The 26,849-nt window shown below is 70.5% G+C and carries 20 protein-coding genes, 1 tRNA gene and 3 pseudogenes; 19 read left to right on the top strand and 5 right to left on the bottom strand.

Going from position 1 to position 26,849, the window contains the following annotated elements; all coding sequences use genetic code 11:
* Nucleotides 1-344: 344 nt before the first annotated feature.
* The gene (locus ACFUNE_RS03020; protein ID WP_383561542.1) at nucleotides 345-1,778 is read left to right on the top strand and encodes an NAD-dependent malic enzyme; all 1,434 of its coding nucleotides are present in this window, start codon (nucleotides 345-347) and stop codon (nucleotides 1,776-1,778) included.
* A gap of 402 nt (nucleotides 1,779-2,180) precedes the next feature.
* Nucleotides 2,181-2,462, top strand: coding sequence for an HU family DNA-binding protein (locus ACFUNE_RS03015; RefSeq protein WP_003968811.1), 282 nt, complete (start codon nucleotides 2,181-2,183; stop codon nucleotides 2,460-2,462).
* A 416-nt stretch (nucleotides 2,463-2,878) separates the two neighbouring features.
* Here the strand turns inward: ACFUNE_RS03015 and murA are convergent, their stop codons facing one another.
* On the bottom strand, nucleotides 2,879-4,219 hold the full coding sequence (murA, locus tag ACFUNE_RS03010; RefSeq protein ID WP_383561540.1) for a UDP-N-acetylglucosamine 1-carboxyvinyltransferase: 1,341 nt from the start codon (nucleotides 4,217-4,219) through the stop codon (nucleotides 2,879-2,881).
* Between the two features lie 297 nt (nucleotides 4,220-4,516).
* Here murA and ACFUNE_RS03005 point away from each other — a divergent pair, with 297 nt between their 5' ends.
* From ACFUNE_RS03005 to ACFUNE_RS02950, 12 genes and pseudogenes are all read left to right on the top strand, one after another.
* On the top strand, nucleotides 4,517-5,077 hold the full coding sequence (locus tag ACFUNE_RS03005) for a YqgE/AlgH family protein (RefSeq protein ID WP_356734537.1): 561 nt from the start codon (nucleotides 4,517-4,519) through the stop codon (nucleotides 5,075-5,077).
* Nucleotides 5,078-5,107: 30 nt separating this feature from the next.
* A complete protein-coding gene (locus ACFUNE_RS03000) occupies nucleotides 5,108-5,407 on the top strand; it encodes a DUF3039 domain-containing protein (RefSeq protein WP_383561538.1) in 300 nt (99 codons plus the stop codon).
* Nucleotides 5,408-5,692: 285 nt separating this feature from the next.
* Complete coding sequence (locus tag ACFUNE_RS02995) at nucleotides 5,693-6,997, top strand: extracellular solute-binding protein (protein WP_383561536.1); 1,305 nt, start codon at nucleotides 5,693-5,695, stop codon at nucleotides 6,995-6,997.
* A 2-nt stretch (nucleotides 6,998-6,999) separates the two neighbouring features.
* Entirely contained in the window at nucleotides 7,000-7,971 is a 972-nt protein-coding gene (locus ACFUNE_RS02990; protein WP_383561534.1) for a carbohydrate ABC transporter permease, read from the top strand.
* A gap of 5 nt (nucleotides 7,972-7,976) precedes the next feature.
* On the top strand, nucleotides 7,977-8,870 hold the full coding sequence (locus ACFUNE_RS02985) for a carbohydrate ABC transporter permease (protein WP_383561694.1): 894 nt from the start codon (nucleotides 7,977-7,979) through the stop codon (nucleotides 8,868-8,870).
* 1 nt (nucleotide 8,871) lies between these two features.
* Nucleotides 8,872-10,503 carry a beta-N-acetylhexosaminidase gene (locus ACFUNE_RS02980; RefSeq protein WP_383561532.1) on the top strand — a complete coding sequence of 544 codons (1,632 nt, stop codon included), beginning with the start codon at nucleotides 8,872-8,874 and terminating at the stop codon, nucleotides 10,501-10,503.
* A gap of 249 nt (nucleotides 10,504-10,752) precedes the next feature.
* On the top strand, nucleotides 10,753-11,649 hold the full coding sequence (locus ACFUNE_RS02975) for an FAD binding domain-containing protein (RefSeq protein ID WP_383561530.1): 897 nt from the start codon (nucleotides 10,753-10,755) through the stop codon (nucleotides 11,647-11,649).
* A complete protein-coding gene (locus ACFUNE_RS02970) occupies nucleotides 11,646-13,166 on the top strand; it encodes a 2Fe-2S iron-sulfur cluster-binding protein (RefSeq protein WP_383561528.1) in 1,521 nt (506 codons plus the stop codon). Before ACFUNE_RS02975 ends, ACFUNE_RS02970 begins: the two co-directional genes overlap by 4 nt.
* An 85-nt stretch (nucleotides 13,167-13,251) precedes the next feature.
* Nucleotides 13,252-15,585 carry a xanthine dehydrogenase family protein molybdopterin-binding subunit gene (locus ACFUNE_RS02965; protein WP_383561526.1) on the top strand — a complete coding sequence of 778 codons (2,334 nt, stop codon included), beginning with the start codon at nucleotides 13,252-13,254 and terminating at the stop codon, nucleotides 15,583-15,585.
* 255 nt (nucleotides 15,586-15,840) lie between these two features.
* A pseudogene (locus ACFUNE_RS02960) lies at nucleotides 15,841-16,149 on the top strand (hypothetical protein); the annotation flags it as partial.
* Nucleotides 16,150-16,178: 29 nt separating this feature from the next.
* On the top strand, nucleotides 16,179-17,945 hold the full coding sequence (locus tag ACFUNE_RS02955; RefSeq protein ID WP_383561524.1) for a DUF6571 family protein: 1,767 nt from the start codon (nucleotides 16,179-16,181) through the stop codon (nucleotides 17,943-17,945).
* A 2-nt stretch (nucleotides 17,946-17,947) separates the two neighbouring features.
* Nucleotides 17,948-18,496, top strand: coding sequence for a hypothetical protein (locus ACFUNE_RS02950; RefSeq protein WP_383561522.1), 549 nt, complete (start codon nucleotides 17,948-17,950; stop codon nucleotides 18,494-18,496).
* Nucleotides 18,497-18,751: 255 nt separating this feature from the next.
* Here the strand turns inward: ACFUNE_RS02950 and ACFUNE_RS02945 are convergent.
* A tRNA-Cys gene (locus ACFUNE_RS02945) sits at nucleotides 18,752-18,826 on the bottom strand.
* A gap of 199 nt (nucleotides 18,827-19,025) precedes the next feature.
* On the opposite strand from ACFUNE_RS02945, the gene ACFUNE_RS02940 reads away from it, so the two are divergent.
* The 5 genes and pseudogenes from ACFUNE_RS02940 to ACFUNE_RS02920 all read left to right on the top strand — a co-directional run.
* A complete protein-coding gene (locus ACFUNE_RS02940; protein WP_383561520.1) occupies nucleotides 19,026-20,489 on the top strand; it encodes an MFS transporter in 1,464 nt (487 codons plus the stop codon).
* A gap of 267 nt (nucleotides 20,490-20,756) precedes the next feature.
* On the top strand, nucleotides 20,757-22,538 hold the full coding sequence (locus ACFUNE_RS02935; protein ID WP_383561518.1) for a DEAD/DEAH box helicase: 1,782 nt from the start codon (nucleotides 20,757-20,759) through the stop codon (nucleotides 22,536-22,538).
* 552 nt (nucleotides 22,539-23,090) lie between these two features.
* Nucleotides 23,091-23,732, top strand: coding sequence for an IclR family transcriptional regulator (locus ACFUNE_RS02930; protein ID WP_109881333.1), 642 nt, complete (start codon nucleotides 23,091-23,093; stop codon nucleotides 23,730-23,732).
* Nucleotides 23,733-23,833: 101 nt separating this feature from the next.
* Nucleotides 23,834-24,622, top strand: a complete 789-nt coding sequence (locus tag ACFUNE_RS02925; RefSeq protein WP_383561516.1) for a S16 family serine protease — start codon at nucleotides 23,834-23,836, stop codon at nucleotides 24,620-24,622.
* A pseudogene (locus ACFUNE_RS02920) lies at nucleotides 24,600-24,656 on the top strand (hypothetical protein); the annotation flags it as partial. The gene ACFUNE_RS02925 and the pseudogene ACFUNE_RS02920, both read left to right, overlap by 23 nt.
* Nucleotides 24,657-24,721: 65 nt before the next feature.
* Here ACFUNE_RS02920 and ACFUNE_RS02915 read toward each other — a convergent pair.
* The 3 genes and pseudogenes from ACFUNE_RS02915 to ACFUNE_RS02905 form a co-directional block, all read right to left on the bottom strand.
* A pseudogene (locus ACFUNE_RS02915) lies at nucleotides 24,722-25,958 on the bottom strand (MFS transporter); the annotation flags it as partial.
* Nucleotides 25,959-25,960: 2 nt separating this feature from the next.
* Complete coding sequence (locus ACFUNE_RS02910; RefSeq protein ID WP_383561514.1) at nucleotides 25,961-26,143, bottom strand: hypothetical protein; 183 nt, start codon at nucleotides 26,141-26,143, stop codon at nucleotides 25,961-25,963.
* A gap of 13 nt (nucleotides 26,144-26,156) precedes the next feature.
* Nucleotides 26,157-26,768, bottom strand: a complete 612-nt coding sequence (locus tag ACFUNE_RS02905) for an ArsR/SmtB family transcription factor (RefSeq protein WP_383561512.1) — start codon at nucleotides 26,766-26,768, stop codon at nucleotides 26,157-26,159.
* Between the last annotated feature and the right edge of the window lie 81 nt (nucleotides 26,769-26,849).

Genomic DNA, 26,849 nt, shown 5'->3' with positions numbered 1-26,849 from the left:
TTCGATCCAAGCCCCCGGGCCCAACCTTCGTCGCTACGAGCGACCACTTGCCGCGAGGCGAGCATGGCGGGCCGGTGCCACCTAAGTGAAGAAGACAGACCCGCGTCACCTGACGGTGGCGCGGGTCTGTTTCTGTTTTCGGGGGTGGCCGACACCCCCCACGCGTTTCACAGCCCGGCTGGGGTTACGCGGAACGGCCACTTCTCGTATGGTGGAAAAAAGTTTCCGAAAGGTGGCAGTCATTACCTGCTACCGGCCGGTAGGTGCGACGATCGGAACGCACGTACGGGGCTGTGCCCCGTCTGCGTGCGGCAACGAAGCTCAGGAAAGCGAAGGACTCGGCCATGGCAACGGCGCCCAGCGTCTCGTACTCGATGACGGTCAGGCTGGAGGTGCCCGCGAGCGGCACAGCGGTCTCCCACCTCACCACGGCCGTGGAGTCCTCCGGCGGCTCGGTCACCGGCCTCGACGTGACCGCTTCCGGCCACGAGAAGCTCCGGATCGACGTCACGATCGCGGCCTCCTCGACCTCGCACGCGGACGAGATCGTCGAAGGGCTGCGCGGCATCGAGGGCGTCGTCCTCGGCAAGGTCTCCGACCGCACGTTCCTGATGCACCTCGGCGGCAAGATCGAGATGGCGTCCAAGCACCCCATCCGCAACCGTGACGACCTCTCGATGATCTACACCCCCGGTGTGGCGCGGGTCTGCATGGCGATCGCCGAGAACCCCGAGGACGCCCGCCGCCTGACCATCAAGCGCAATTCCGTCGCGGTGGTCACGGACGGCTCGGCGGTGCTCGGCCTCGGCAACATCGGCCCGATGGCCTCGCTCCCCGTGATGGAGGGCAAGGCGGCCCTCTTCAAGCGCTTCGCCGGTATCGACGCCTGGCCGATCTGCCTGGACACGCAGGACACCGATGAGATCGTCTCCATCGTCAAGGCGATCGCGCCCGGCTTCGCGGGCATCAACCTGGAGGACATCTCCGCACCCCGCTGCTTCGAGATCGAGGCGCGGCTGCGGGAGGCCCTGGACATCCCCGTCTTCCACGACGACCAGCACGGCACCGCGATCGTCGTCCTGGCCGCGCTGACCAACGCGCTGCGCGTGGTGGGCAAGGGGATCGGTGACGTACGGGTCGTCATGTCCGGCGCCGGAGCGGCCGGTACGGCCATCCTGAAGCTGCTGATCGCCGCGGGCGTCAAGCACACGGTCGTCGCCGACATCCACGGAGTGGTGCACGCCGGCCGCGAGGACCTGGTGGACGCCACCCCGGACTCCCCGCTGCGCTGGATCGCCGACAACACCAACCCCGAGGGCGTCTCGGGCACCCTCAAGGAGGCCGTCGTCGGCGCCGACGTCTTCATCGGTGTCTCCGCCCCCAACGTCCTGGACGGCGCCGACGTGGCAGCCATGGCGGAGGGCGCCATCGTGTTCGCGCTCGCGAACCCGGACCCCGAGGTGGAGCCGGCAATCGCCCGTGAGACGGCGGCCGTTGTCGCCACCGGGCGCTCCGACTTCCCGAACCAGATCAACAACGTGCTGGTCTTCCCGGGTGTCTTCCGCGGCCTGCTGGACGCACAGTCCCGCACCGTCAACACGGAGATGATGCTCGCCGCCGCGCGCGCCCTCGCCGACGTCGTCGCGGAGGACGAGGTGAACGCGAACTACATCATCCCGTCGGTCTTCAACGACAAGGTCGCGGGTGCCGTCGCGGGCGCCGTCAGGGAGGCCGCCAAGGCGGCCGGAGTCGCCGAGGCCGCGGGCGACCCGGCGTAGGACCCGCTGTCAGGACGGCCCCGCCACACGCCGTCCGCGGGGGTCGGCCACGGCTCCCGCGGACGGTGCCGTAGCTCACGTCCGGGTGCCCCGTCCGGCGCGTCGCGGGTCGCGGCGTCCCAAACGCCCCTTTAGGGTGGGCGGGCAGCGAGACCCACCGGCCCGGCATCCGCTGCGGACCGCTCCAACAAGTCGACGGAACGTCATCACAGGCATTCGGTGGTGCTTTTCGTGTGACGTCGAGTGGTTCCGGATTGGCGTTAGCGCCGCAGGTGGGGGCAGGATGCGTATTCGGGCGCGAGGGTCTGACATCAGACCCGGGTCCGGGGACTGTCAGAGGGCCCTGGCAGCATCGGCTTCGATCTCACGCCTCACAGGCAAGAAGAACACGGGAGTACAAACATGAACCGCAGTGAGCTGGTGGCCGCCCTGGCCGACCGTGCCGAGGTGACCCGCAAGGACGCCGACGCCGTTCTGGCCGCCCTCGCCGAGACCGTCGGCGAGATCGTCGCCAAGGGCGACGAGAAGGTCACCATCCCCGGCTTCCTGACCTTCGAGCGCACCCACCGTGCCGCTCGCACCGCTCGTAACCCGCAGACCGGCGACCCGATCAACATCCCGGCCGGCTACAGCGTGAAGGTCTCCGCGGGCTCGAAGCTCAAGGAAGCCGCCAAGGGCAAGTAAGGCCTCAAGGCACCAAGAAGGGCGGCCGTCCTGACCGGGACGGCCGCCCTTCGGCGTACCCGGGAACCGGCAGCGGACTCTTCGCCTCCGCGCACACCGCCCGTGCGGGCGCTGTGAGCCGGGCTGCGGGCCTCCGGCACCCCCCGGTGGGCCCCGGGAGGGCCGCGTGCCTCGTTCGGCCCTGTACGGGCGTTCTGCGGCGCCTGCACGGATGAGTGGCGGGCGGCGGGGCCGAAGGCGGGGAACCGGGGGCGGCGTTTCAGGCCTCAGGGTCCCGGACGGGAACGCGGCTCCGGACGGGAAAAGCCCGCCGCCCCGGTCCCTCGAAGGGGGCCGGGGCGGCGGACTGTGGTGCGCGGGTGCGCAATGCTGTGTGCGGCAGCACTGTGCGCGCCGGAGCGCGTCCGGAGGGTCTCTCAGACGAGTGAGCCACCCGGCAGCTCGACCTTGGCGCCGAGCTTCTCCAGCTTGTCCATGAAGTTCTCGTAGCCGCGGTTGATCAGGTCGATCCCGTGTACCCGGGACGTGCCCTGGGCCGCCAGCGCGGCGATCAGGTACGAGAACCCGCCGCGCAGGTCGGGGATGACCAGATCCGCGCCCTGGAGCTTCGTCGGCCCGGACACGACCGCCGAGTGCAGGAAGTTCCGCTGCCCGAAGCGGCAGTCGGAGCCCCCGAGGCACTCGCGGTAGAGCTGGATGTGCGCACCCATCTGGTTGAGCGCCGAGGTGAAGCCGAGCCGGGACTCGTAGACCGTCTCGTGGACGATCGACAGGCCGGTGGCCTGGGTGAGGGCCACCACGAGCGGCTGCTGCCAGTCGGTCTGGAAGCCGGGATGCACGTCCGTCTCCAGGGCGATGGCGTTCAGCGCGCCGCCCGGGTGCCAGAAGCGGATGCCCTCGTCGTCGATCTCGAAGGCACCCCCGACACGGCGGAAGGTGTTGAGGAAGGTCATCATCGAGCGCTGCTGGGCGCCGCGCACGTAGATGTTGCCCTCGGTCGCCAGCGCGGCGGACGCCCAGGAGGCGGCCTCCAGGCGGTCCGGGATCGCCCGGTGGGTGTAACCGTCGAGCCTGTCGACACCCGTGATCCGGATGGTCCGGTCGGTGTCCATGGAGATGATCGCGCCCATCTTCTGCAGTACGCAGATGAGGTCCTCGATCTCCGGCTCGACGGCCGCGTTGGACAGCTCGGTGACGCCCTCGGCGAGGACGGCGGTCAGCAGCACCTGCTCGGTGGAGCCCACCGACGGGTAGGGCAGCCGGATCTTCGTGCCCCGCAGCCGCTGCGGGGCCTCCAGGTACTGGCCGTCCGCCCGCTTCTCGATGGTCGCGCCGAACTGGCGGAGCACCTCGAAGTGGAAGTCGATCGGCCGGCCGCCGATGTCGCAGCCGCCCAGGCCGGGGATGAAGGCGTGGCCCAGCCGGTGCAGCAGCGGGCCGCAGAAGAGGATCGGGATGCGCGACGAGCCCGCGTGGGCGTCGATGTCGGCGACGTTCGCGCTCTCGACGTGCGACGGGTCGAGGATGAGTTCGCCCGGCTCGTCGCCGGGACGGACGGTCACGCCGTGCAGCTGCAGCAGCCCCCGGACCACCCGCACATCGCGGATGTCGGGCACGTTGCGGAGCCGGCTGGGCCCGCTGCCGAGCAGCGCGGCGACCATTGCCTTCGGCACCAGGTTCTTGGCGCCTCGGACGCGGATCTCGCCCTCCAGCGGGGTGCCGCCGTGGACAAGCAGGACATCGTCTGTGCCGGTCATGTATCTCGCGTTCCGGAGTGGTCGGGCAGGGGGCCATCAAAAGGGTAATGGGCTTCCGCCCCCCTTCTGTAAGGCACCGGGGGGCATACGGACGTCATGAATACGCCACAACACGTTCTGCTCCGCATGCCTCGCGGAGGGTGACCGCCCCTCCGGGCCCGCCGGCCCCTCCTCGCGCGTGCGCTCCCCGTGCGCCCGTGCGGCGCCCGTGCGCCCTGAGCTGCGGACGGGCACCGTCCGGCAACGGACGGGGCACTTGGTCCCCGCCGGGGGCGAAGATGCGGGATCATCTGTGCCATGACGGAGGTGTCCTCGCTCACAGGACGGCTGCTCGTGGCCGCACCCGCCCTTGCGGACCCGAATTTCGACCGTGCGGTGGTGCTGCTCCTCGACCACGACGAGGAGGGCTCGCTCGGCGTGGTCCTGAACCGCCCGACCCCGGTCGGCGTCGGGGACATCCTGGCGTCCTGGGCCGGCCTGACCGGCGAGCCGGACGTGGTCTTCCAGGGCGGTCCGGTCTCCCTGGACTCGGCGCTCGGCGTGGCCGTGATCCCCGGTGACGAGGGGCCCCTGGGCTGGCGCCGGGTGCACGGGGCGATCGGCCTCGTGGACCTGGAGGCCCCGCCGGAGCTGCTCGCGGCGGCGCTGGGTTCGCTGCGGATCTTCGCCGGATACGCGGGCTGGGGGCCCGGCCAGCTGGAGACGGAGCTGACCGACGGCGCCTGGTACGTCGTGGAGTCGGAGCCCGGCGACGTCTCGTCGCCGCGCCCGGAGAACCTCTGGCGTGCGGTTCTGCGTCGGCAGCGCAGCGAGCTGGCGATGATCGCGACGTATCCGGACGACCCTTCGCTGAACTGATGCACGGAGCTTTCAGTACGCTTGGCAGTTATGAGCACTCTTGAGCCCGAGCGCGGGGCAGGTACGGGGACCCTCGTGGAGCCGGCGCCGCAGGTGTCGAACGGCGACGGCGACCACGAGCGCTACGCCCATTACGTCCAGAAGGACAAGATCATGGCGAGCGCCCTCGAGGGCACTCCCGTGGTGGCGCTGTGCGGCAAGGTCTGGGTCCCGGGGCGCGACCCCAAGAAGTATCCGGTCTGTCCCATGTGCAAGGAGATCTACGAGTCCATGGGCGCCGGCGGCGACAAGGACAAGGGCAAGGGCGGCAAGGACAGCGGCAAGAAGTAGCCGGCCCGGCCTCTTATCCCTTTTTCTTCCTTTTCGTACCTGACCCCGGCCCCCGGGGCGCGCGGAGACGCGTGCCCCGGGGGCCGTTCGCATGCCCGGGGGCCCCACGGGCCGCCCCGTGCGCGACGGACCGGTCGGGGCGTGCGTTGCACGGACTGCACCCCGTGGTCACAGAGTGGTAGAGACCACTTGTCGGCGTGCGGACGCGCCCTTAGTCTCCTGCAAGTTGTGCAGAACGAAACGCGCGTTGCATGGAATGCAACGATTGACCGGTAGGGGTTCCGGATGAAGCTTTCTGCTCGAATTGCCGCTCCGGCCGCGGCCCTTGTGCTGGCCGGCCTCACCGCCACCGCCTGCGCGCCGCAGACCTCCGACACCAGCGCCGAGGGTGACAAGAAGAGCGGAACGCTCCGCGTCTGGCTCTTCCAGGAGGTCGGCAACAAGCCCAAGGAGAAGGTCGTCGACGCAGCGGTCGCCGACTTCGAGAAGACCCACGAGGGGGCCGAGGTGGAGGTCGAGTACATACCCGTCGACACCCGGGCCCAGCGCATCAAGGCCGCCTTCAACGACCCGAAGAGCGCCCCCGACCTCATCGAGTACGGCAACACCGACACCGCCGGATACGTGAAGGACGGCGGGCTGGCCGACATCAGCAAGGAGTTCGCCGCCTGGGACGAGGCCAAGGACACCGATCCGACCGCCAAGCAGTCCGTGACGGTGGACGGCCAGGTCTACGGGGCTCCGCTCTTCGTCGGCGTACGGGCGCTGTACTACCGGACCGACGTCTTCGACGACCTCGGCATCGAGCCGCCGAAGACCCAGGACGAGCTGATCTCCACCGCGAAGAAGATCCACCAGGAGAAGCCTGACCTCTACGGCCTCGCGGTCGGCGGCGCGTACACCTACGGCGCGATGCCCTTCATCTGGGCGCAGGGCGGCGAACTCGCCGACGAGACCGGGGTGACCTACCGGTCCGCCATCAACAGTGAGAAGGCCCGCAAGGGCATCGAGGCCTACACCTCGCTCTTCGGTGACGACAACTGCCCGGCGGCCAAGTGCGCGGCCATGGGCGGAAACGCCACCGTCACCGCCTTCGCTTCCGGCAAGGCGGCCATGGCGATCGGCGGCGACTTCAGCCACGCCGCCGTCGAGGCGGGCACCGTGAAGGGCAAGTACGCCGTCGTGCCGCTCCCCGGCGTGAAGAAGGACTCGATCGCCCCGGCCTTCGCCGGCGGCAACAACATCGGCGTCCTCAAGAGCAGTTCGCACCGCACCCTCGCGGTCGACCTCATGAAGTCGCTGACCGGCAAGAAGACGCAGGCGAAGATGTTCGACGCCATGGGCTGGCTGCCGACGTACACGGACGTGCTGGGCACCGCCGCGGAGAAGGAGCCCTTCGTCGGCCCCTTCGTCGACACGCTCGGCGCGGGCGCCAAGTTCGTCCCGGCCTCACCGGCCTGGGGCCAGATCGACGCCTCGCTGGTCCTGCCGACCATGTTCCAGGAGATCGTCAGCGGCCGTAAGGACGTGGCTGCCGCCTCGGACGACGCGGCGAAGAAGATGGACACGGCGTTCGCCGAAGCGGGCTGACGATGACCGCGGACACCACCCTCCACAAGGCCCCCGGAAGGCCCGGGGCGAGCGGGGCACCCGCCCGCACGCCCCGGCGCCGCCCGGCATCGCCCGCGCGGCGCTCCGGCTGGACCCCCTGGCTCTACCTGCTGCCCGCGCTGGTCCTGCTCGGCGGACTCCTCGTCTACCCGATCTACCAGCTGGGCCTGATCTCCTTCCTGGAGTACACCCAGGCCCAGGTCAGCGGTGGGGAACCCACCACCTTCCAGGGCTTCGGCAACTACGCCACGCTCTTCGGCGACAGCCAGTTCTGGCAGGTGCTGCTCGCGACCGTGCTCTTCGCCACGGCCTGCGTGCTCGCCACCCTGTTCGTCGGCTGCGCCCTGGCCGTCCTGCTGACCCGGATCCGCGCCGTGCCGCGGCTCGCCCTGATGATGGCCGCGCTCGGAGCCTGGGCGACACCGGCGATCACCGGATCGACCGTCTGGGTCTTCCTCTTCGATCCGGACTTCGGCCCGGTCAACAGGGTGCTGGGCCTGGGCGACTTCTCCTGGACGTACGGCCGCTACAGCGCCTTCGCCCTGGTACTCCTCGAAGTCCTCTGGTGCTCCTTCCCGTTCGTGATGGTGACCGTGTACGCGGGCATCCGCGCGATCCCCGCCGAGGTGCTGGAGGCGGCCTCGCTGGACGGCGCCTCGCAGTGGCGGATCTGGCGGTCGGTCATGGCGCCGATGCTGCGGCCGATCCTGATCGTCGTCACCATCCAGTCGGTCATCTGGGACTTCAAGGTCTTCACCCAGATCTACGTCATGACCAACGAGGGAGGCATCGCCGGCCAGAACCTCGTGCTCAACGTGTACGCGTACCAGAAGGCGTTCGCGTCGTCGCAGTACAGCCTCGGCTCGGCCATCGGCGTCGTGATGCTGGTGATCCTGCTGGCCGTCACGCTGGTCTATCTGCGCCTGGTGAGGCGCCAGGGGGAGGAACTGTGAGCCGGGTGCGAACCGTCAGCCGGGGAGGGCCCGCAGGCCGGGGAAGGACCGCCGGTGCCCGCTCGCTGCTGCGTGTGCGCCGGCCGGGGAGGCTCGCCGCGGAGGCGGCGGCCCTCGCCGTCGCCGCCGTGGTCGCCTTCCCGCTGTACTGGATGGTGCTCTCCGCCTTCAAGCCCGCGGGTGAGATCCAGTCCACCGAGGCGCGCCCCTGGACCCTGGCCCCGTCCCTCGACTCGTTCCGCCGGGTCTTCGAACAGCAGGATTTCGGCCGCTACTTCCTGAACAGCCTCGTCGTCGCCGGCACCGTCGTCATCGCCTCCGCACTGATCGCCTTCCTCGCCGCGACGGCCGTGACCCGATTCCGCTTCAGGTTCCGCACGACGCTGCTGATCATGTTCCTCGTGGCGCAGATGGTGCCGGTCGAGGCGCTGACCATCCCGCTGTTCTTCCTGATGCGGGACTTCGGCCAGCTGAACACTCTGGGATCGCTGATCCTGCCGCACCTCGCCTTCTCGCTGCCGTTCGCGATCTGGATGCTGCGCGGTTTCGTCAAGGCCGTCCCGGACGCATTGGAGGAGGCCGCCTACATCGACGGCGCGAGCCGCACGCGCTTCCTGTGGCAGATCCTCTTCCCGCTCGTCTTCCCCGGCCTCGTGGCGACCAGCGTCTTCTCCTTCATATCGACCTGGAACGACTTCCTGTTCGCGAAGTCGTTCATCATCAGCGACACCTCCCAGTCGACGCTCCCCATGGCGTTGCTGGTCTTCTTCAAACCCGACGAGAACGACTGGGGAGGGATCATGGCCGCCTCGACGGTGATGACCGTTCCCGTACTGGTCTTCTTCGTCCTCGTACAGCGGCGCCTGGTCTCCGGACTCGGCGGAGCGGTGAAGGACTGACATGCACCACCTGATTCCCGCGCCGGTACGCACCAACGGCGACGGCAGCGGCGGATTCCTCCTCGACGGAGCCACGACCCTCAGGGCCGCCCCCGGCACGGAGGGCACGGAACGCTGGCTGCGCACCACGCTCGGGGCGTCCTTCGGCCTGCCGCTCGCCCCGGCCCCCGTGAGCAGCGCGAACAGCATCGAGCTGAGCGTCGATCCCGCCCTGGAGCCCGAGGCCTACCGGCTGGACGTGGAGCCCGTCCGGGGCGTACGGATCGTCGGCGGCAGCGCCGCCGGCGTCTTCTGGGGGGCGCAGACCCTCCGTCAGCTCCTCGGCCCCGAGGCGTTCCGCCGGGCACCGGTGAATCCCGGCGCCGAACGGCGTGTCCCGCTCACGGAGATCGAGGACGGCCCGCGCTTCGGATGGCGCGGTCTGATGCTGGACGTGGCACGGCACTTCATGCCGAAGGACGGCGTGCTGCGCATGCTCGACCTGCTGGCCGCCCACAAACTGAACGTCTTCCACTTCCACCTCACCGACGACCAGGGATGGCGCGTCGAGATCAAGCGCTACCCCCGGCTCACGGAGTCCGGCGCCTGGCGCGCACGCACCAAATACGGCCACCGCGCCTCCGAGTTGTGGGACGAGACCCCGCACGGCGGCTACTACACGCAGGACGACATCCGCGAAATCGTCGCCTACGCCGCCGAGCGGCATATCCGGGTCGTCCCGGAGATCGACATCCCGGGCCACTCGCAGGCAGCCATCAGCGCGTATCCGGAGCTGGGCAACACCGACGTCATCGACACCTCCGCGCTTTCCGTGTGGGACACCTGGGGAGTCAATCCGAACGTACTCGCCCCCACTGACAACACCCTGCGCTTCTTCGAAGGGGTCCTCGAAGAACTGCTCGACCTCTTCCCGGCCGACACCTCGCCGTTCGTCCACATCGGCGGTGACGAATGCCCCAAGGACCAGTGGAAGGCGTCACCGACGGCGCAGGCCCGCATGGCCGAAGCCGGGCTGGCCGACGAGGACGAGCTCCAGTCCTGGTTCATCCGCCACTTCGACCGCTGGCTCACCGCCCGGGGCCGCCGCCTCATCGGCTGGGACGAGATCCTGGAGGGCGGCCTCGCCGAGGGTGCGGCCGTGACGTCGTGGCAGGGGTACGCGGGCGGGATCGCCGCCGCCGAGGCCGGGCACGACGTCGTGATGTGCCCCGTGCAGCAGGTGTACCTGGACTACCGTCAGGACGGCGGTCCCGACGAGCCGATGCCCATCGGGTACATCCGCACCCTGGAGGACGTCTACCGCTTCGAACCCGTGCCCACCGGCCTCTCCGAGGAGGCGGCCGGACACATCATGGGAACCCAGGCCAACGTCTGGACCGAGGTCATGCAGAACCGGGACCGCGTCGACTACCAGGTGTTCCCGAGGCTCGCCGCCTTCGCCGAGGTCGCCTGGTCACCGCTCCCGGCCTCCGCTGAGCGGGACTTCGCCGGGTTCGAACGCAGGATGGACACGCACTACGCCCGGCTCGACGCCCTGGGGGTCGCCTACCGGCCGCCCACGGGACCGCTGCCGTGGCAACGCCGGCCCGGCGTCCTGGGTCGCCCGATCGAGGGACCGCCCCCGACCGTGTGACCGCCGGCGCACGCGACGGCCAGGGGAACCGAATAAGTCGTACGAACTCGCTGAAGAGTGGCAATTCGTGCACCGGGCAGAAGGTCTGCCAAAGGCGACTTTTCCCCTGGTCGGGGACGGAAACACCCTTCGTGGACCCTCGCGTCGGACAGCCCGGAAGATGTGCCAGAGTTGCCACGTCCCGGCCGTGAGCACGTACCGTACGGCGGACAGGCGGGACTGCCGGGACACCGGGAAGGGGCAGCTGGGTTGACCACGCACGCACCGCAGGCGACGCAGTCGGTGACGCTGCCGGCCTCGCTCGACGAGGCCGTGGCGGCTCTAGGCGCCATGCCCGCAGCCGTTCCCGTGGCCGGTGGCACGGACCTCATGGCGGCCGTCAACAAGGGACTCCTGCGCCCCTCGGGACTCGTCGGGCTGAGCCGGATCAGCGAGCTGCGCGGCTGGCACTACCAGGACGGCCACGCCCTGCTCGGAGCCGGCCTCACCCACGCGCGCATGGGACGGCCCGACTTCGCCGCGCTCATCCCCGCGCTGGCCGCCTCCGCCAGGGCCGCCGGCCCGCCCCAGATCCGTAACGCCGGGACGCTCGGCGGCAACATCGCCACCGCCGCCCCGACCGGCGACGCCCTGCCGGTCCTGGCCGCGCTGGAGGCCGAGCTCGTGATCGCCGGCACCGGGGGCTCCCGCCGGGAGATCCCCGTGTCGCACCTGCTCGCGGGCCGCGAGATGCTCGAGCCCGCCGAGCTGATCGGCTTCGTCCGCGTGCCGCTGCTGCACGCCCCCCAGGTCTTCCTCAAGGCGACCGGCCGCACCGGCCCCGGCCGCGCCGCCGCCTCCGTCGCGATCGTCCTGGACCCGGCCCGGCGCGGCGTGCGCTGCGCGGTCGGCGCGATCGCCCCGATGCCCCTTCGGCCCCTGGAGGCCGAACGCTGGATCGCCTCCCTGATCGACTGGGACGGCGAGAGGGGGCTGGCCCCCGACGCGCTGGCCGCGTTCGGCGAGTACGTCGCGGCGGCCTGCATCCCGGACCAGGCACCACCGGACGACGGGGGAGAGGCACCTCCGCTGTCGCCCGCCGTCCTGCACCTGCGGCGCACGGTCGCCGCGCTCGCCCGACGCGCACTGGGGAGGGCACTGTCGTGAGCAATGAAGAGAACCCCGAGCAGCAGCACGGGCAGCCCGACCCGTACGCCGGCTGGCAGCCGACGCCGCACAGTGGTGAGTACGACGCCGAGGCGACCGCCTTCGTCCACCTGCCCCCCGAGGACTTGGCCGCCCTCGGGAACGACCCGCTGGCCGCCCCCGGCCACAGCTACGTGCCGCCGATGATCCTGCCGCTGACGCCTGCCGCAGGGCTCGACCCCGCGGCGACGGGCAGCTGGGTCGTGCAGACGCAGAGCCAGCAGGAGCGGGCGGCGGCCGGTCCCGCGGAGGCGGACGCCACCCCGGACGCCGTGCACTGGCCGGACCCGAACCAGCAGCAGGATCCGTACCAGCAGCCGTACCCGGACACGTCGCAGTACGCGCAGACGTCGTCCACGACGGCCCAGTGGAACTTCACCGAGCCGGTCCCCCCGGAGCCCGAGCCGGTCCCCGAGCCCGCCGGCCACACCGGCCAGTGGACGATCCCGGTGGCGAACGGCGACCTCCCGGACGAGTCCGGCGAGTTCGCGGCCTCGGCGATGGCTTCCCAGTGGTACGCGGACACGCCCCCGGCCACGCTGCCGGGCGGAGCCCCCGCCCCCTGGGCGACGCAGGAGCCCCGGGAGCCCCAGGAGCACGCGACCGCGCCCGGGACCGCCCTGGAGGAGGCCTCGGAGGAGGCCCTGGATGAGCCCTCGGAGCCCGAACAGGCCCCGGAGGCGGCCGCGGTCGCCGCCGAGGCCGCCGGTGAGCCGCACGGGGCCGTGGAGGCCCCGGAGGCGCCCCGCGAGGGCCCCGCTCCCGAGACACCGGCACCCGCTTCCGAGACACCGGCACCCGCGGCTGAGCCGCCGGCGGCGGACGGCGACGCGCCCGCGGCCCCCGCCCTCCCGGAGGAGGCCGCGACGGCCGCACCTCCGGCCGGGCCGAGCGAGCACCCTTCCGCCTCGTACGTCCTCCACGTGAACGGCGTGGACCGCCCGGTGAGCGACGCGTGGATCGGCGAGTCGCTCCTGTACGTGCTCCGGGAACGCCTCGGCCTCGCCGGGGCCAAGGACGGCTGCTCCCAGGGCGAGTGCGGAGCCTGCAACGTCCAGGTCGACGGCCGCCTCGTGGCCTCCTGCCTGGTGCCCGCCGCCACGACGGCGGGCAGCGAGGTCCGTACCGTCGAGGGCCTCGCGGTCGACGGCGAACCGTCCGACGTGCAGCGGGCCCTGGCCGACTGCGGGGCCGTCCAGTGCGGCTTCTGCATCCCCGGGATGGCCATGACCGTGCACGACCTCCTGGAGGGCAACCACGCCCCCAGCGAGCTGGAGACCCGGCAGGCCCTGTGCGGCAACCTCTGCCGCTGTTCCGGCTACCGGGGCGTGCTCGACGCCGTACGCGACGTCGTCGCCGGCCGGGAGGCGACCGCCGAGGCCGCGGCCACCGCCCCGGACGGCGCCGAACCGCGCATCCCGCACCAGGCCGCCCCCGGCGCGGGCAGCGTCCAGGCACACGAGGGAGACGTCCGGTGAACACCGCGCCGTCCCCCGCACCACCGGTCATCCCCACCACCACCACCACCAGCCGCCGCAGCGGAGCGAACGACAAGGAGGCGGCGTGACCAGCGACGCAGCCACCGCGACCAGCACCACGCACACGACGGTGCCGCCCGAGGGCCCCGCCCCGGACCAGGAGCTGCCCGCGCTCGGACTCGGCACCTCGCTGCCGCCGGCCGACGCCCGCGCCAAGACCGAGGGCACCTTCCCGTACGCGGCCGACCTCTGGGCCGAGGGGCTGCTGTGGGCCGCGGTGCTGCGTTCCCCGCACCCGCACGCCCGCATCCTGTCGATCGACACGACGGCCGCGGCCGGCATGCCCGGTGTACGCGCGGTCGTCACGCACGAGGACATCCCCGGCGACGGGTCGTACGGCCGCCGGGTCGTCGACCGCCCCGTGTTCGCCTCCGAACTCGTGCGCCACCACGGCGAGGCCATCGCCGCCGTCGCCGCCGACCACCCCGACACCGCCCGGCTGGCCGCAGCGGCGATCGCCGTCGAGTACGAGGTCCTCGAACCGGTCACGGACCCCGAGAAGGCCTTCGCCGCCGAACCCCTGCACCCCGACGGCAACCTCATCCGTCACATCCCGCTGCGCTACGGCGACCCGGACACCGTGGGCGAGGTCATCGTCGAGGGCCTGTACCGCATCGGCCGCCAGGACCCCGCCCCGATCGGCGCGGAGGCCGGCCTCGCCGTGCCCCGGCCCGACGGAGGCGTCGAGCTCTACACGGCGTCCACCGACCCGCACACCGACCGCGATCTGGCCGCCGCCTGCTTCGGCCTGGACCCCGAGCACGTCAAGGTCGTCGTGACCGGTGTCCCCGGAGCGACCGGCGACCGGGAGGACCCCGGCTTCCAGATCCCGCTCGGCCTGCTCGCCCTGCGCACCGGCTGCCCCGTCAAACTGGCCGCCACCCGCGAGGAGTCCTTCCTCGGGCACGCCCACCGCCACCCCACCCTCCTGCGCTACCGCCACCACGCGGACGCCGAGGGCAGGCTGGTCAAGGTCGAGGCGCAGATCCTGCTCGACGCGGGCGCGTACGCCGACTCCTCGTCCGAGTCCCTGGCCGCCGCCGTGGCCTTCGCGTGCGGCCCTTACGTCGTCCCGCACGCCTTCATCGAGGGCTGGGCCGTCCGTACGAACAACCCGCCCTCCGGCCATGTGCGCGGTGAGGGCGCCATGCAGGTCTGCGCCGCGTACGAGGGCCAGATGGACAAGCTGGCGGCGAAGCTGGGCATCGACCCGGTCGAACTCCGGCTGCGCAACGCCCTCTCCACGGGCGACATCCTCCCCACCAGCCAGACCGTGACCTGCCCCGCACCCGTCGCCGAACTCCTCGGCGAACTACGCGACTTCCCCCTTCCCGCGCTCCCCAAGGACGCGCCCGAGGACGACTGGCTGCTCCCCGGCGGCCCGGAGGGAGCCGGGGAGCCCGGCGCCGTGCGCAGAGGCGTCGGCTACGCCCTCGGCATGGTCCACATGCTCGGCGCCGAGGGCGCCGACGAGGTCTCCACGGCCACGGTCCGGGTCCACGACGGCGTGGCCACCGTGATCTGCGCGGCCGTCGAGACCGGCCAGGGCTTCACCACGCTCGCCCGCCAGATCGTCCAGGAGACCCTGGGCGTCGAAGAGGTCCACGTGGCCGCGGTGGACACCGACCAGCCCCCCGCGGGCCCCGCGACGCACGGCCGCCACACCTGGGTCTCGGGCGGTGCGATCGAACGCGCCGCCAAGATGGTCCGCACCCAGCTCCTCCAGCCGCTGGCCCACAAGTTCGGCATGTCCACGGAGCTTCTCCAGATCGCCGACGGCAAGATCACCTCGTACGACGGTGTGCTGTCCACGACGGTCATGGAGGCGATGGACGGCAAGGAGCTCTGGGCGACCGCCCAGTGCCGCCCGCACCCCACGGAGCCCCTGGACGACTCCGGGCAGGGCGACGCGTTCGTGGGCCTGGCCTTCTGCGCGGTCCGCGCCGTGGTCGACGTCGACATCGAGCTCGGCTCGATCCGGGTGGTCGAGATGGCCGTCGCCCAGGACGTCGGCCGGATCCTCAACCCCTCCCAGCTGGCCACCCGTATCGAGGCGGGCGTCACCCAGGGCATCGGTGCGGCCCTCACCGAGAACCTGCGCACCGCACGCGGCCTGATCCGCCACCCGGACCTCACCGGGTACGCGCTGCCGACGTCGCTGGACGCGCCGGACATCCGCATCGTCAAGCTGATCGAGGAACGCGACGTGGTGGCCCCCTTCGGCGCCAAGCCGGCCTCGGCGGTGCCGGTGGTCACGTCCCCGGCCGCGGTGGCCTCGGCCGTCCGCGCGGCCACGGGCCGCCCGGTCAACCGCCTCCCGATCCGCCCGCAGGCGGCGGTGGCCACCCCCAAGTCCTGAGCCCCCGGCGGCGCCTCGCTGCTCAGCAGGCGCCGTCGTCGACGGCCGGGTCGTACCCGGCGATGGACCTGCCTCTGCCGCCGTCCGCTCCGGGTACGGAAGGCCCCGCGATCCAACGTCTCGGCCCGGCCCTTTCCGACAGTGCGGCAAGAGAGTTTCCGCCAACTGAGCAGCCTGAGGAACAGGGCGACCATCGGCAGTGAGAGGCTGAGGACGGCCATGCCTGGCGCCGGAACGGGACGGAACGGGGAATTCATGACGTTCGACGAGGAATGGGCTGGGCTTCGTGACGCGGCGGCAGCCCGACGAAGTGCGATGCAGATCAACAGTGTTCCGGCCGAAGGCGGGCGGAGTGGCGGCGGAGCGGCAGATCTGGTGGTGAACCGCGACGACCTGGGTGCCGTCGGCAATGACGCCTATGAGGTGCGCGTCCGGCTGTCGAAGGAAGGGGACCATGCCCGCCCCTCCACGTTCGACGCGGCGATCGCGCTCACCAACGGCAACTTCGCCAGTGGTTCCGCGCTGCTCAAGGTGCATGACCGCTGGAACACGCACACGCAGACGAATCCCTGAAGCGGGCCCTTCTGGCCAACGTGCGGAGTGACAGGGACTTCGGCGCACCCAAGTTCAGCAGCCTCGACGCGGAGCAGGTTGACCGCGCCGCGGATCTGATGAAGACGGTCACGGGTGAGGGCGGCACCGCACGCAACGTGAAGGCCCTCAAGGCGCTAGAAGACATCATCGACGACAACCGCGACGATCCCGAGTTCGCCACCGGCTTCTATCGCAGGCTCGGTGCGGAGGGCACGCTGGAGGCTTACACGAAGATGTCGCTGGACGCGACGTCGCTCGGCCCTCTCGGCCAGGACCGTGCCGCCATGGTCCGCAACATGCAGAGTGACATGGGCGCCATGCTGGGTCTGGCCACCCAGACCTCGACACCGAACCACCTGGATGCCACCTGGACCACGCAACTCCTGAAGGCCGGCCGCAAGGAGATGGACGTACCGAGCGTCACAGGTCTCGGCACCAAGGTCTACGGCTATCAAGCGCTCGGAGCGCTCCTCCGGGAAGGTACGTACGACAAGGACTTCCTCACCACAGTGGGCCGGGACATGGTGGCGCTGGACAAGAAGAGCCCGGAGATCTGGTCCCAGAACCTGCCGCACGACCTGAAGATGGCCATCAACCTCGACGAGACCGGCGGAAGGGGCTTCAACCCGATGACCGGTCTCATGGAGGCGATGAGCAACAACCCCGCGGCGTCCACGGAGTTCTTCAACGAGGGAATCCGAGAGGACACCAACAAGGACGGCGTCGTCACGCTGTCGGACGCCGAGATCAAGGGCAAGGACGCGCAGGGCGTGGTCGACTACATGCTCGACAAGAAGCCGACGGCCGACTGGTACGACGCTGTGGTCGGCGGGGAGTCCACCCCCGGCCAGACGGCCATGGGCAACGCGCTGGAAGCTGCGGTCACCGGCCGTGTACCGGGTGACGACGACGCACCGCCGGTCTCCCACAGCAAGGCCATGGCCGAGGTGATGGAGCAGGTCGTGGAGAAGATCGGCACGGAGCCCGAGCTCGTGGCAGCCAAGCCCGGAGACCCGCCGGGCCCGCTCAACGGGCTGTCTCAGCAGTTCGGGAACATGGCTGCGGAATACATGCCGGATCTGCAGGCCAAGGCGGAAAACGCGGCGGGCCTGATCAAGCCCTTCGGTGAGGCCGCTGCGTTCGACAAGGCCCAGATGGCTGGGTTCCTCAGCGCGGTGGCCCAGGACCCGCAGGCGTACGGTGCGATCACCAATGCACAGCAGGCGTACACCACGGCGCTCGTGAGCGATGTTTTCAGCCACCCCGAGAAGCATCCCGACATGGGCGAAGCGGTGCGGAATGCCGTGCACCCGGGTGGGGAGATTGCAGGCATCATGACCGAGGCGCGAGCCCAGGCGGTTCATGACGTTAAGTCGCACGAGACGGAAGAATTCAACAAGGGCACCGAGGAAAATGCGAAATGGGCGAACAGAATCCTCACCGCGGCAGGCGCCAAATATGTCGAAATGATTCCTGTGGGTGGTGATGTGGTGGGATGGATCCAGGAAGATGTCACGGAAGCTGCTTTGAAGAGCGCGGAAAGTGATTTGTCGGGAGAGGCTCGCAACGAGTCTGCGAGTGGGTACGCGACCTCCGAGACTGCCGCCAGGAACGCTGCTGCAGCAGCAGTGGGGACGAGTGGCAAGGCTGCCGGCCTGACGACCGACCAGATCAATGAATTCAAGGGGTCAGCCTCCACGCAGACAGCGTCAGCTCATGCCGTAGGGCGCGATCTGGTGGCCAGTTCACAACCCAACGGGAACTAGTCGTGCGCGCAATCAGAAAATTCATCCCTGTGGCCATGGGCCCGGTGCTCTTGCTGGTCACGCTCACCGGCTGCTCCGATGGCGAAGCCAAGTCTGCCCCGAAGCTGCCCGGACGAATCTGCTGGGACATCTTCAGCGGCAAGGAAGTGTCCCCTCTCCTGCCGCCCGGTGACGAAGTCAAGGTCTCAACCGGGACCTTCTCGCTTCTTGAGGAGTTGGACAGTGCGACGTGCTCACTCTACGTCGACGGCAAAATACAGCTCCAGGCGAGTGCCACCCGGCGGGAGCTTGAGAGTCAAATCGACTGGAGCTCCTACGAAAAGGGGGAGACCGATCCGATTGACGTGGGAGAGAAGGGGATCATCTGGCCCGGCGGTGCCGTCGCGTACGTCGCCTGTGAGCCGTCCAAGACACCTTCCGCGCCGGGAAATTACATCAACCTGAGCATCGACACTTTTGATACGCCGGACGACGGGAAGGCCCGCAATGCCCTGCCCGCACTCCTGGAGAAGTTCGTCCGGTTCACACAGCGTGAGCTGCAGTGCACGTGACCACGCGAAAGGGCTCGGGGTCGTGGTCGGTGCTGTCCGATTGAACAAGGCTGATGAGGTTCACTCATCGAAGATGTAGTGGGCAAGTGGCCGGTGGCGAGGCGTGTTCCGCTCGCGCCGGTGAAGCACTCGGCTGCCAGAACAACGCCGGTCTGACGGCAGCCCCGTCCTCGCACCGAAGCGGCTCCCTCTGCGCACGCAGGAACGGCCGCCCCCGCACCATGGGGGCGGCCGTTCCCTTTCGGGTTCCTCCGCTGGAGGCCGTGACCGGATTCGAACCGATGTAACTCGAGTTGCAGTCGAGCCCCTGAACCACTCGGGCACACGGCCGTGCGTTTCTTGATCTGGTGTCGACCGTACGGGGCCGGTGGGACAGGGTTCAAGGGTCGCGGGAGGGCCGCAACACGACTGCCATACCGCGTTCATGTTCGCGGGGCCGGGGGAGTCCGTGGTCGTACGACGAAGGGCCCAGCCGGATACCGTCCACCGACAGGGGTCACCCGAGGTTGTGGCCCTTACTCTGGGGCGCATGACTGCCCTGGAACCCCACGACGCCGAGGTCACCGCAGCCCTTGTGGAGACCACCGTCGCCGAACGGGCGGAAGGTGTCCTCGGGCGTACGTACAGGGCGCTCAGCATCGGCATCGTCTCCGTCGTCCTGCTCATCGCCTTCGAGGCGACCGCCGTCGGTACGGCGATGCCCGTCGCCGCCCGGGAGCTGCACGGAATCCCGCTCTACGCGTTCGCCTTCTCCGCGTACTTCACCACCAGCCTCTTCGCCATGGTCCTCTCCGGGCAGTGGGCCGACAGGCGCGGGCCGCTCGCCCCGCTGGCCACGGGGATCGGCGCCTTCGGGGCCGGACTGCTGCTGTCCGGGACCGCGGGGGGCATGTGGATGTTCATCCTGGGGAGGGCCGTCCAGGGCGTCGGCGGCGGGCTCGTGATCGTGGCGCTGTACGTGGTCATCGGGCGGGCCTACCCGGAGCGGATCCGGCCGGGCATCATGGCCGCGTTCTCGGCGGCCTGGATCGTCCCGTCCGTCGTCGGGCCGCTCGCCTCGGGGACGGTGACGGAGCACCTTGGCTGGCGCTGGGTCTTCGTGGGCATTCCGGTCCTCATCCTCCTGCCGCTCGGGCTCGCGCTGCCCGCGATACGGCGGATGGCCGGTGGGGCGGCGAACGCGGAGGCCGCGGCGGAGCCGTTCGACCGGCGCCGCATCCGGCTCGCGCTCGGCATCTCGGCGGGCGCCGGACTGCTCCAGTACGCGGGGCAGGAGCTGAGGTGGGTCTCACTGGTCCCGGCGCTCGCCGGCGCCGCGCTGCTCGTTCCCGCGGTGCGCGGTCTGCTGCCCCCGGGGACCCTGCGGGCCGAGCGGGGCCTGCCCGCCGTGATCCTGCTGCGGGGGATATCGTCCGGCTCGTTCATCGTCGCCGAGTCCTTCGTCCCGCTGATGCTCGTGACCCAGCGCGGCCTCTCCCCGACGCTGGCCGGCCTCTCCCTGGCCGCCGGTGGTCTGACCTGGGCGCTCGGCTCGTACGTACTCGCCCGGCCCCGGCTGGAGCCCCACCGGGGGGCCCTCATGGTGGCGGGCATGGTGCTCGTGACGCTGGCGATCGTCGCCGCGCCGACGGTGCTGATCGAGTCCGTACCGGTCTGGACGCTGGCCGCGGTCTGGGGCGTCGGCTGCTTCGGCATGGGCATCGTGATCGCCTCGACGAGCGTGCTGCTGCTCAAGCTGTCGGCCCCGCAGGACGCGGGAGCCAATTCGGCCGCCCTCCAGATCTCGGACGGACTGTCCAACGCACTGCTGCTCGCCGCGGGCGGTGCGGCGTTCGCGGCGCTCGGGGGCGGATCGGTGGGTGTGGCCGCGCACGGTGCGGTGGGTGGCGGCACGACCGCGCACCCGGGGGCGTTCATGGTGGTGTTCCTGCCGATGGCGGCGGTGGCACTGGCAGGGGTGTGGGTCGCGGGGAGAGTCAAGGAGAAGGCCTAAGGGCTGTCCCGTAGCACCACGGGGGACCGTCGAATCACGGCTGGTCCGAAGCCGCGGTTCACCGGGCAGAGCTCGACGCGTCGGGGAAGAGTCCGGCGCGTCGCGTGCGCGGTTGTGAAGAGAGTCTCAGCGGCACCCGGCCACGGCTGGTTCGTACGGGGTTCCGCCCCGCCCGCCGGTAGGGTGGCCCGGTTGTCGTATCGCGTACGGGCCGGTTCCGGTCCGTACGGCCAGCGCCCCACGTACCCGAGTGCCGAACCGGAGACCGTGACTACTACCGCCTCCCACCACCTCTCACCCGCCTTTCCCGGCCGCGCCCCCTGGGGTACGGCCGGCAAGCTGCGAGCCTGGCAGCAGGGCGCGATGGACAGGTACATCCAGGACCAGCCGCGCGACTTCCTCGCCGTCGCGACGCCCGGCGCGGGGAAGACCACCTTCGCGCTGACCCTCGCCTCATGGCTGCTGCACCACCACGTGGTGCAGCAGATCACCGTGGTGGCGCCCACCGAACACCTCAAGAAGCAGTGGGCGGAGGCCGCCGCCCGCATAGGCATCAAGCTCGACCCGGAGTACAGCGCGGGACCCGTGAGCAAGGAGTACCACGGGGTCGCGGTCACGTACGCCGGTGTCGGCGTGCGCCCCATGCTGCACCGAAACCGGTGCGAGCAGCGCAAGACGCTCGTGATCCTCGACGAGATCCACCACGCCGGTGACTCGAAGTCCTGGGGCGAGGCCTGCCAGGAGGCGTTCGATCCGGCGACGCGGCGTCTCGCGCTCACAGGGACGCCCTTCAGGTCCGACACCAACCCGATCCCCTTCGTCGCGTACGAGGAGGGCAACGACGGCATCCGGCGCTCCTCGGCCGACTACACGTACGGCTACGGCAACGCCCTCGCCGACGGGGTCGTCCGCCCGGTGATCTTCCTCAGCTACAGCGGCAACATGCGCTGGCGCACCAAGGCCGGTGACGAGATCGCGGCGAGGCTCGGGGAGCCGATGACCAAGGACGCCATCGGGCAGGCCTGGCGCACCGCGCTCTCGCCCACCGGCGACTGGATCCCCAATGTGCTGGCCGCCGCGGACAAGCGGCTGACCGAGGTGCGCAAGGGCATTCCGGACGCGGGCGGACTCGTCATCGCGACGGACCAGGAGTCGGCCCGTGCGTACGCCAAGATCCTGAAGTCGGTCACCGGCGAGAAGCCGACCGTGGTCCTCTCCGACGAGAAGGCCGCTTCCAAGAACATCGACAGGTTCAGCGAGGACGGATCGCGCTGGATGGTCGCGGTGCGCATGGTGTCGGAGGGCGTCGACGTCCCGCGTCTCGCGGTCGGCGTGTACGCGACGACGATCTCCACGCCGCTCTTCTTCGCCCAGGCCGTCGGACGATTCGTACGGTCGCGGAGGCGTGGCGAGACGGCCTCCGTCTTCGTGCCGACGATCCCGATGCTGCTCGACTTCGCGAACGAGATGGAGGTCGAGCGCGACCACGTCCTCGACAAGCCCAAGAAGGGCAGCGACGAGGAGAACCCGTTCGCCGAGGAGGACCAGCTTCTCGCGGACGCGGAGAAGCTGGAGGACGAGGAGACCGAGGAGCAGCTGCCCTTCGAGGCGCTGGAGTCCGACGCGGTCTTCGACCGGGTGCTGTACGACGGCGCCGAATTCGGCATGCAGGCGCATCCGGGCAGCGAGGAGGAGCAGGACTACCTGGGCATTCCCGGTCTCCTCGAACCCGACCAGGTGCAGCTGCTGCTCCAGAAGCGGCAGACCCGGCAGATCGCGCACAGCCGCCAGAAGCCGGCCGCGGAGGCCGACCTCCTGGAGAAGGCGGCCGAGGACCGGCCCGTGGTGACGCACAAGAAGCTGCTGGAGCTCCGGAAGCAGCTCAACACCATGGTGTCGGCCTACACGCATCAGAGCGGCAAGCCGCACGGCGTGATCCACACCGAGCTGCGGCGGATCTGCGGCGGCCCGCCGAGCGCGGAGGCGACGGCCGGGCAGATCCAGGACCGGATCAAGAAGGTCCAGGAGTGGGCCACCCGGATGCGATGAGCCCGGCACGGGTGAGAAGTGGGGCCACCCGGATGCGATGAGCCCGGCGGCCCGGCAGGCCCCGGTGCGCGCGGTGTGATCCGCGCGCACCGGGGCCGCGCTGCTCGCTCGCTTCGATGCCCGGGTGCGGGCGTGGAGGTGCGGGGCGCACCGTTGACCCGGAGGGCGTGCGGGGGTGCGGTGGGCGCCTGTGGCCAAAGATTTTTAGCGCACTTATTCACGGTGAGTTAACAATCGTTCACGTGTGATGCACGGAGCGTTGCCGCGGTGTCACCCGACTTGAACGCGCGTAGATGTTCGGGTTCCGGACGGTCCGCCGCTGACCGGCGGTTATGCGGAGCCGTTTCGGGAGGAGACCGGATTCTGGACGAGGTCTTCCGCTGAGCGGACCCGCTCGCTAATGTCCCCGAAACATGAACGCCCCGTGGCAGTGTGGCCGCGGAGCGCAGCCGGTGCCATGGCCAGTCGGCGGCCTCTCGGTGCGTCGCCGTGGGACCGGCGTCCGTATTCCGGAGAGACAACCGCCCCGCTCACCACGAGGGAGAGGGCGTCGTGACCGCGGAGACTTCTCAGACGCTCGACCGGGGACTGCGTGTCCTCAAACTGCTCGCCGATACCGATCACGGCCTGACCGTCACCGAGTTGTCCAACAAACTCGGCGTCAACCGCACCGTGGTCTACCGACTGCTCGCCACCCTGGAACAGCACGCGCTCGTCCGGCGTGACCTGGGCGGCCGGGCCCGAGTGGGCCTGGGCGTGCTGCGCCTGGGCCGGCAGGTGCACCCGCTCGTCAGGGAGGCCGCGCTCCCCGCGCTGCGTTCCCTGGCCGAGGACATAGGGGCCACCGCCCACCTCACGCTCGTCGACGGATCGGACGCGCTCGCGGTCGCCGTCGTCGAACCGACGTGGACCGACTACCACGTGGCCTACCGGGCGGGCTTCCGCCATTCCCTGGACAGGGGTGCCGCGGGCCGGGCGATCCTCACGGCCCGGCAGAAGACGGTCGACCACCCGGGCTACACCCTCACGCAGGGCGAGCTCGAGGCGGGCGCCTGCGGGGCTGCGGCACCGCTCGTCGGAGTGTCGGGCGTGGAGGGCAGCGTGGGTGTGGTGATGCTCGCGGACGCCGTGCCGGAGCGGGTCGGGCCCCGGGTCCTCGACGCGGCGCGTGAGGTCGCCGACGCGCTGCGTTAGACGGAGGGCGCTGCGTCGGGCCGGAGCGCCCCGCGGTGCCGGACTGCCCGGGCGACGCCGGGGCGGTCCGGTCCGGGGTGTGCGGCGGATAGATTGGTCGGGTGGCCATTCGTCTCTCCCGCCCCCGCGCCCTCACCCTCTGCGCCCTGCCCGTCCTCGCGCTGTTCGCCACGGCTGCCTTCGCGCCGCTGCCGTTCACCGTGGCGCAGCCGGGCAGCACCGCCGACGTCCTGGGGGACGACAAGGGGAAGCCGGTCATCACGATCAAGGGCGCGCCGACCCGCACCACCGACGGTGAGCTGCGGATGACGACGATCCTCGCGACCGCGCCGACGGCCGACATCGGGATCGGGGACGTGGTGGACAGCTGGTTCAGGGCGGACCGTGCGGTCATGCCGCGCGACTCCGTCTACCCGACCGGTGATTCCGAGAAGGAGATCGAGCAGCACAACCTCCAGGACATGGAGAAGTCGCAGAACGTCGCCGTCGACGCTGCCCTGAACTACCTGGACAGGAAGCCCGGCTCGGTGGACATCACCCTGCACCTCGCCGACGTCGGCGGTCCGAGCGCCGGCCTGTTCTTCTCGCTGGGGATCATCGACAAGCTGGACGGCGACGGCTCCGGCGGAGATCTGACAGGTGGCCGCACCGTCGCGGGCACGGGGACGATCGAGGCCGACGGCGATGTCGGCGCGGTCGGTGGGGTCTCCCTCAAGACGCAGGCCGCCCGGCGCGACGGCGCCACCGTCTTCCTCGTGCCGAAGGCCGAGTGCAAGCAGGCGAAGGCGGAGCGGCCCGACGGCCTTCGGCTCGTCCCCGTCACGACACTGGAGAGCGCGGTGTCCTCGCTGCGGGCGCTGGACCAGGGTGGCAAGGTTCCGAGCTGCTGACCTCCGGGCCACCGACCTTCGCGCCACTGACCTCCGGGCCACTGACCTCCGGGCCACCGACCTCAGCGCCACTGACCTGAAGCTCCGGCCCCTCCATGCCGCGCCAGGCGGGGAAGACCAGCGGGCTCAGCGTGGCCAGGAAGTACACCCCGCCCATCGCCAGCAGCGCCCCTGTCGCGCCCAGCCCCTCGACCAGCAGGCCCGCCGCGAGACCGCCGACCGGCATGGCGAGCTCGCAGCCCGCCGTGAGCGCGCCGGACACCCGGCTCCGTAGTTCCTCGGGGACGCGTTCGTACGTCATCGTCGTCAGGATCGGGTTGAGCATGCCGCCGGCGACGCCCCCCAGCGCCATGGTGACCGCGAGGGGAAGCGTCGTCCCGGTGAGTGCCGCGACCGCGAACCTGGGGGCTCCGCACAGCACGACGCACACCGTGAACACGGTCCGTCGCGAGAAGCGGTGCCCGACCGCCCCGTACAACAGGGCGCCCGTCAGCCCGCCCGCTCCGAACAACGCGGTGAGCAGGCCGAGATCGGTGGCGCCGCCCAGTTCGCCCTCGGCGTGCACGGGAAGCAGCACGGCGTACCAGCCCTGGTCCGTCCCGTTCATGAACATCACCATGACCACCACGGCGAGGAGCAGCCTGTCTCCCAGCAAGTAGGTGTATCCCTCCCGCAGTTCGGCACGGTACGCGCGCAGGGACACCGGGGCGGCGGCCTTGCGGGGCTCGGCCGCGCGGACCCCCCGTACGCCCGCGGCGACGAGCAGGGCGGACAGTGCGAACGTGGCGGCGTCCAGCAGGAGCACGGTGTCGGCCCCGACGACGGCGATCAGTACGCCCGCCAGCGCGGCACCGACCATGCGGGCTCCGCGCGACACCGCGTCGAAGAGGCTCGCGGCACGGGCGAGCGTGGTGCCCGCGTGCTCGGCGAGGTCGGGCACCAGGACGTAGCGCGCCGTGTTGCCGGGAGTGTGGGCCAGCCCGTTCAAGGCCATCAGGGCGCACAGCATCCAGAAGTGGAGCGCTCCCGCCTGGTGCAGCAGCGGGACGGCGGCGACGGCTGCTCCGCAGACCGCGTCGGAGGCGACGGCGACCCGCCGCCGTCCCACCCGGTCGATGACGGGTCCGCCCACCAGGGCCGCGACGACGATCGGCAGGGTCGCGCAGAACGCGACGACCCCCGCCTTCCCGGCGCTGCCCGTGGTCTCCAGGACGAACCACGGTACGCCGATGAGTGTCAGCGAAGTCCCTGCCGTGGAAATCGAGTTGGCCGCCAGGACGGCCACGAGCGGAGTGCGGTGCGGTGTGCGGATCTCTCCGTGGTTCCCCCCGTCCACGGTCAGACCGCCCGTGGGGCGCGGGCCCGTGCGGGAGGCGCCTGGGTCAGCTTGAGACCCAGCTCGATCATCGTCCAGCCCATGCGGTGACGGATCCCGGGACGCGCCGGGCGGACCTCGGCGGCCTCGGCGTGGAGTTCGGCGGCGCGGTAGGTGTGCAGCAGGAGGTGGATGTCGCTGTGCATGACGGTGATCCCCTCAGTCGGTGGGGCGCGGGAACATGTGCAGGTGGGTGCGGACGACGGCCGATCCCTCGGTGTCGTCGGGGACGCGGCCCCGGTAGCTGTTCACCAGGTCCTGGATCTTCTGGGCGAGTTCCTGGGAGAGCTCCGGGGTGAGCCGCACCTTGAAGTCGCTGAGGTCGAAGCTCTCGCGCCAGGCGTCGGGCCACTCGTGCATCGTCCCCAGCCAGGTGTTCAGCTCCTGGGCGTGTGTGGAGGCCGACTCGTGGAGCAGGACCCCGATGGCGCCGCGCACCTCGGCGTTCGGGTGGTCCAGGAAGCTGCTGCTGTTGAGCGTGGTGCCCATGTGGACGGCCTTCCACCACCGCTCGCGCCCTTTGCCGCGCTCCGGGGCGTCCTCGACGAAGCCGTACGCCGCGAGCTGGCGGAGGTGGTAGCTGGTGGCGCCGCTGGACTCGCCGAGGCGCTCGGCGAGTCCGGACGCGGTGGCGGGGCCGAACTCCCGGAGGGCGTTCAGCAGGCGGAAGCGCAGGGGGTGGGCGAGCCCGCGCAGTGTCCGGACGTCGACCTGATGGACGTTCAGTTCATTCGTGCCGGGGGCGCGGTCCTCGGGCTCGTTCGATGGCATGGCGTGAGCCTAAGGTTGCAAAGACTGCTTTGCAACATGTTTTTGCAACGATTTCTTTGCAAGTGATCCGAGAGGCCGGAC

This window comes from Streptomyces sp. NPDC057287, assembly GCF_042667905.1.
GTDB lineage: Bacteria > Actinomycetota > Actinomycetes > Streptomycetales > Streptomycetaceae > Streptomyces.
The sequence above is the reverse complement of the archived record's forward strand: the minus strand, read 5'-3'. Positions and strand labels throughout refer to the sequence as shown.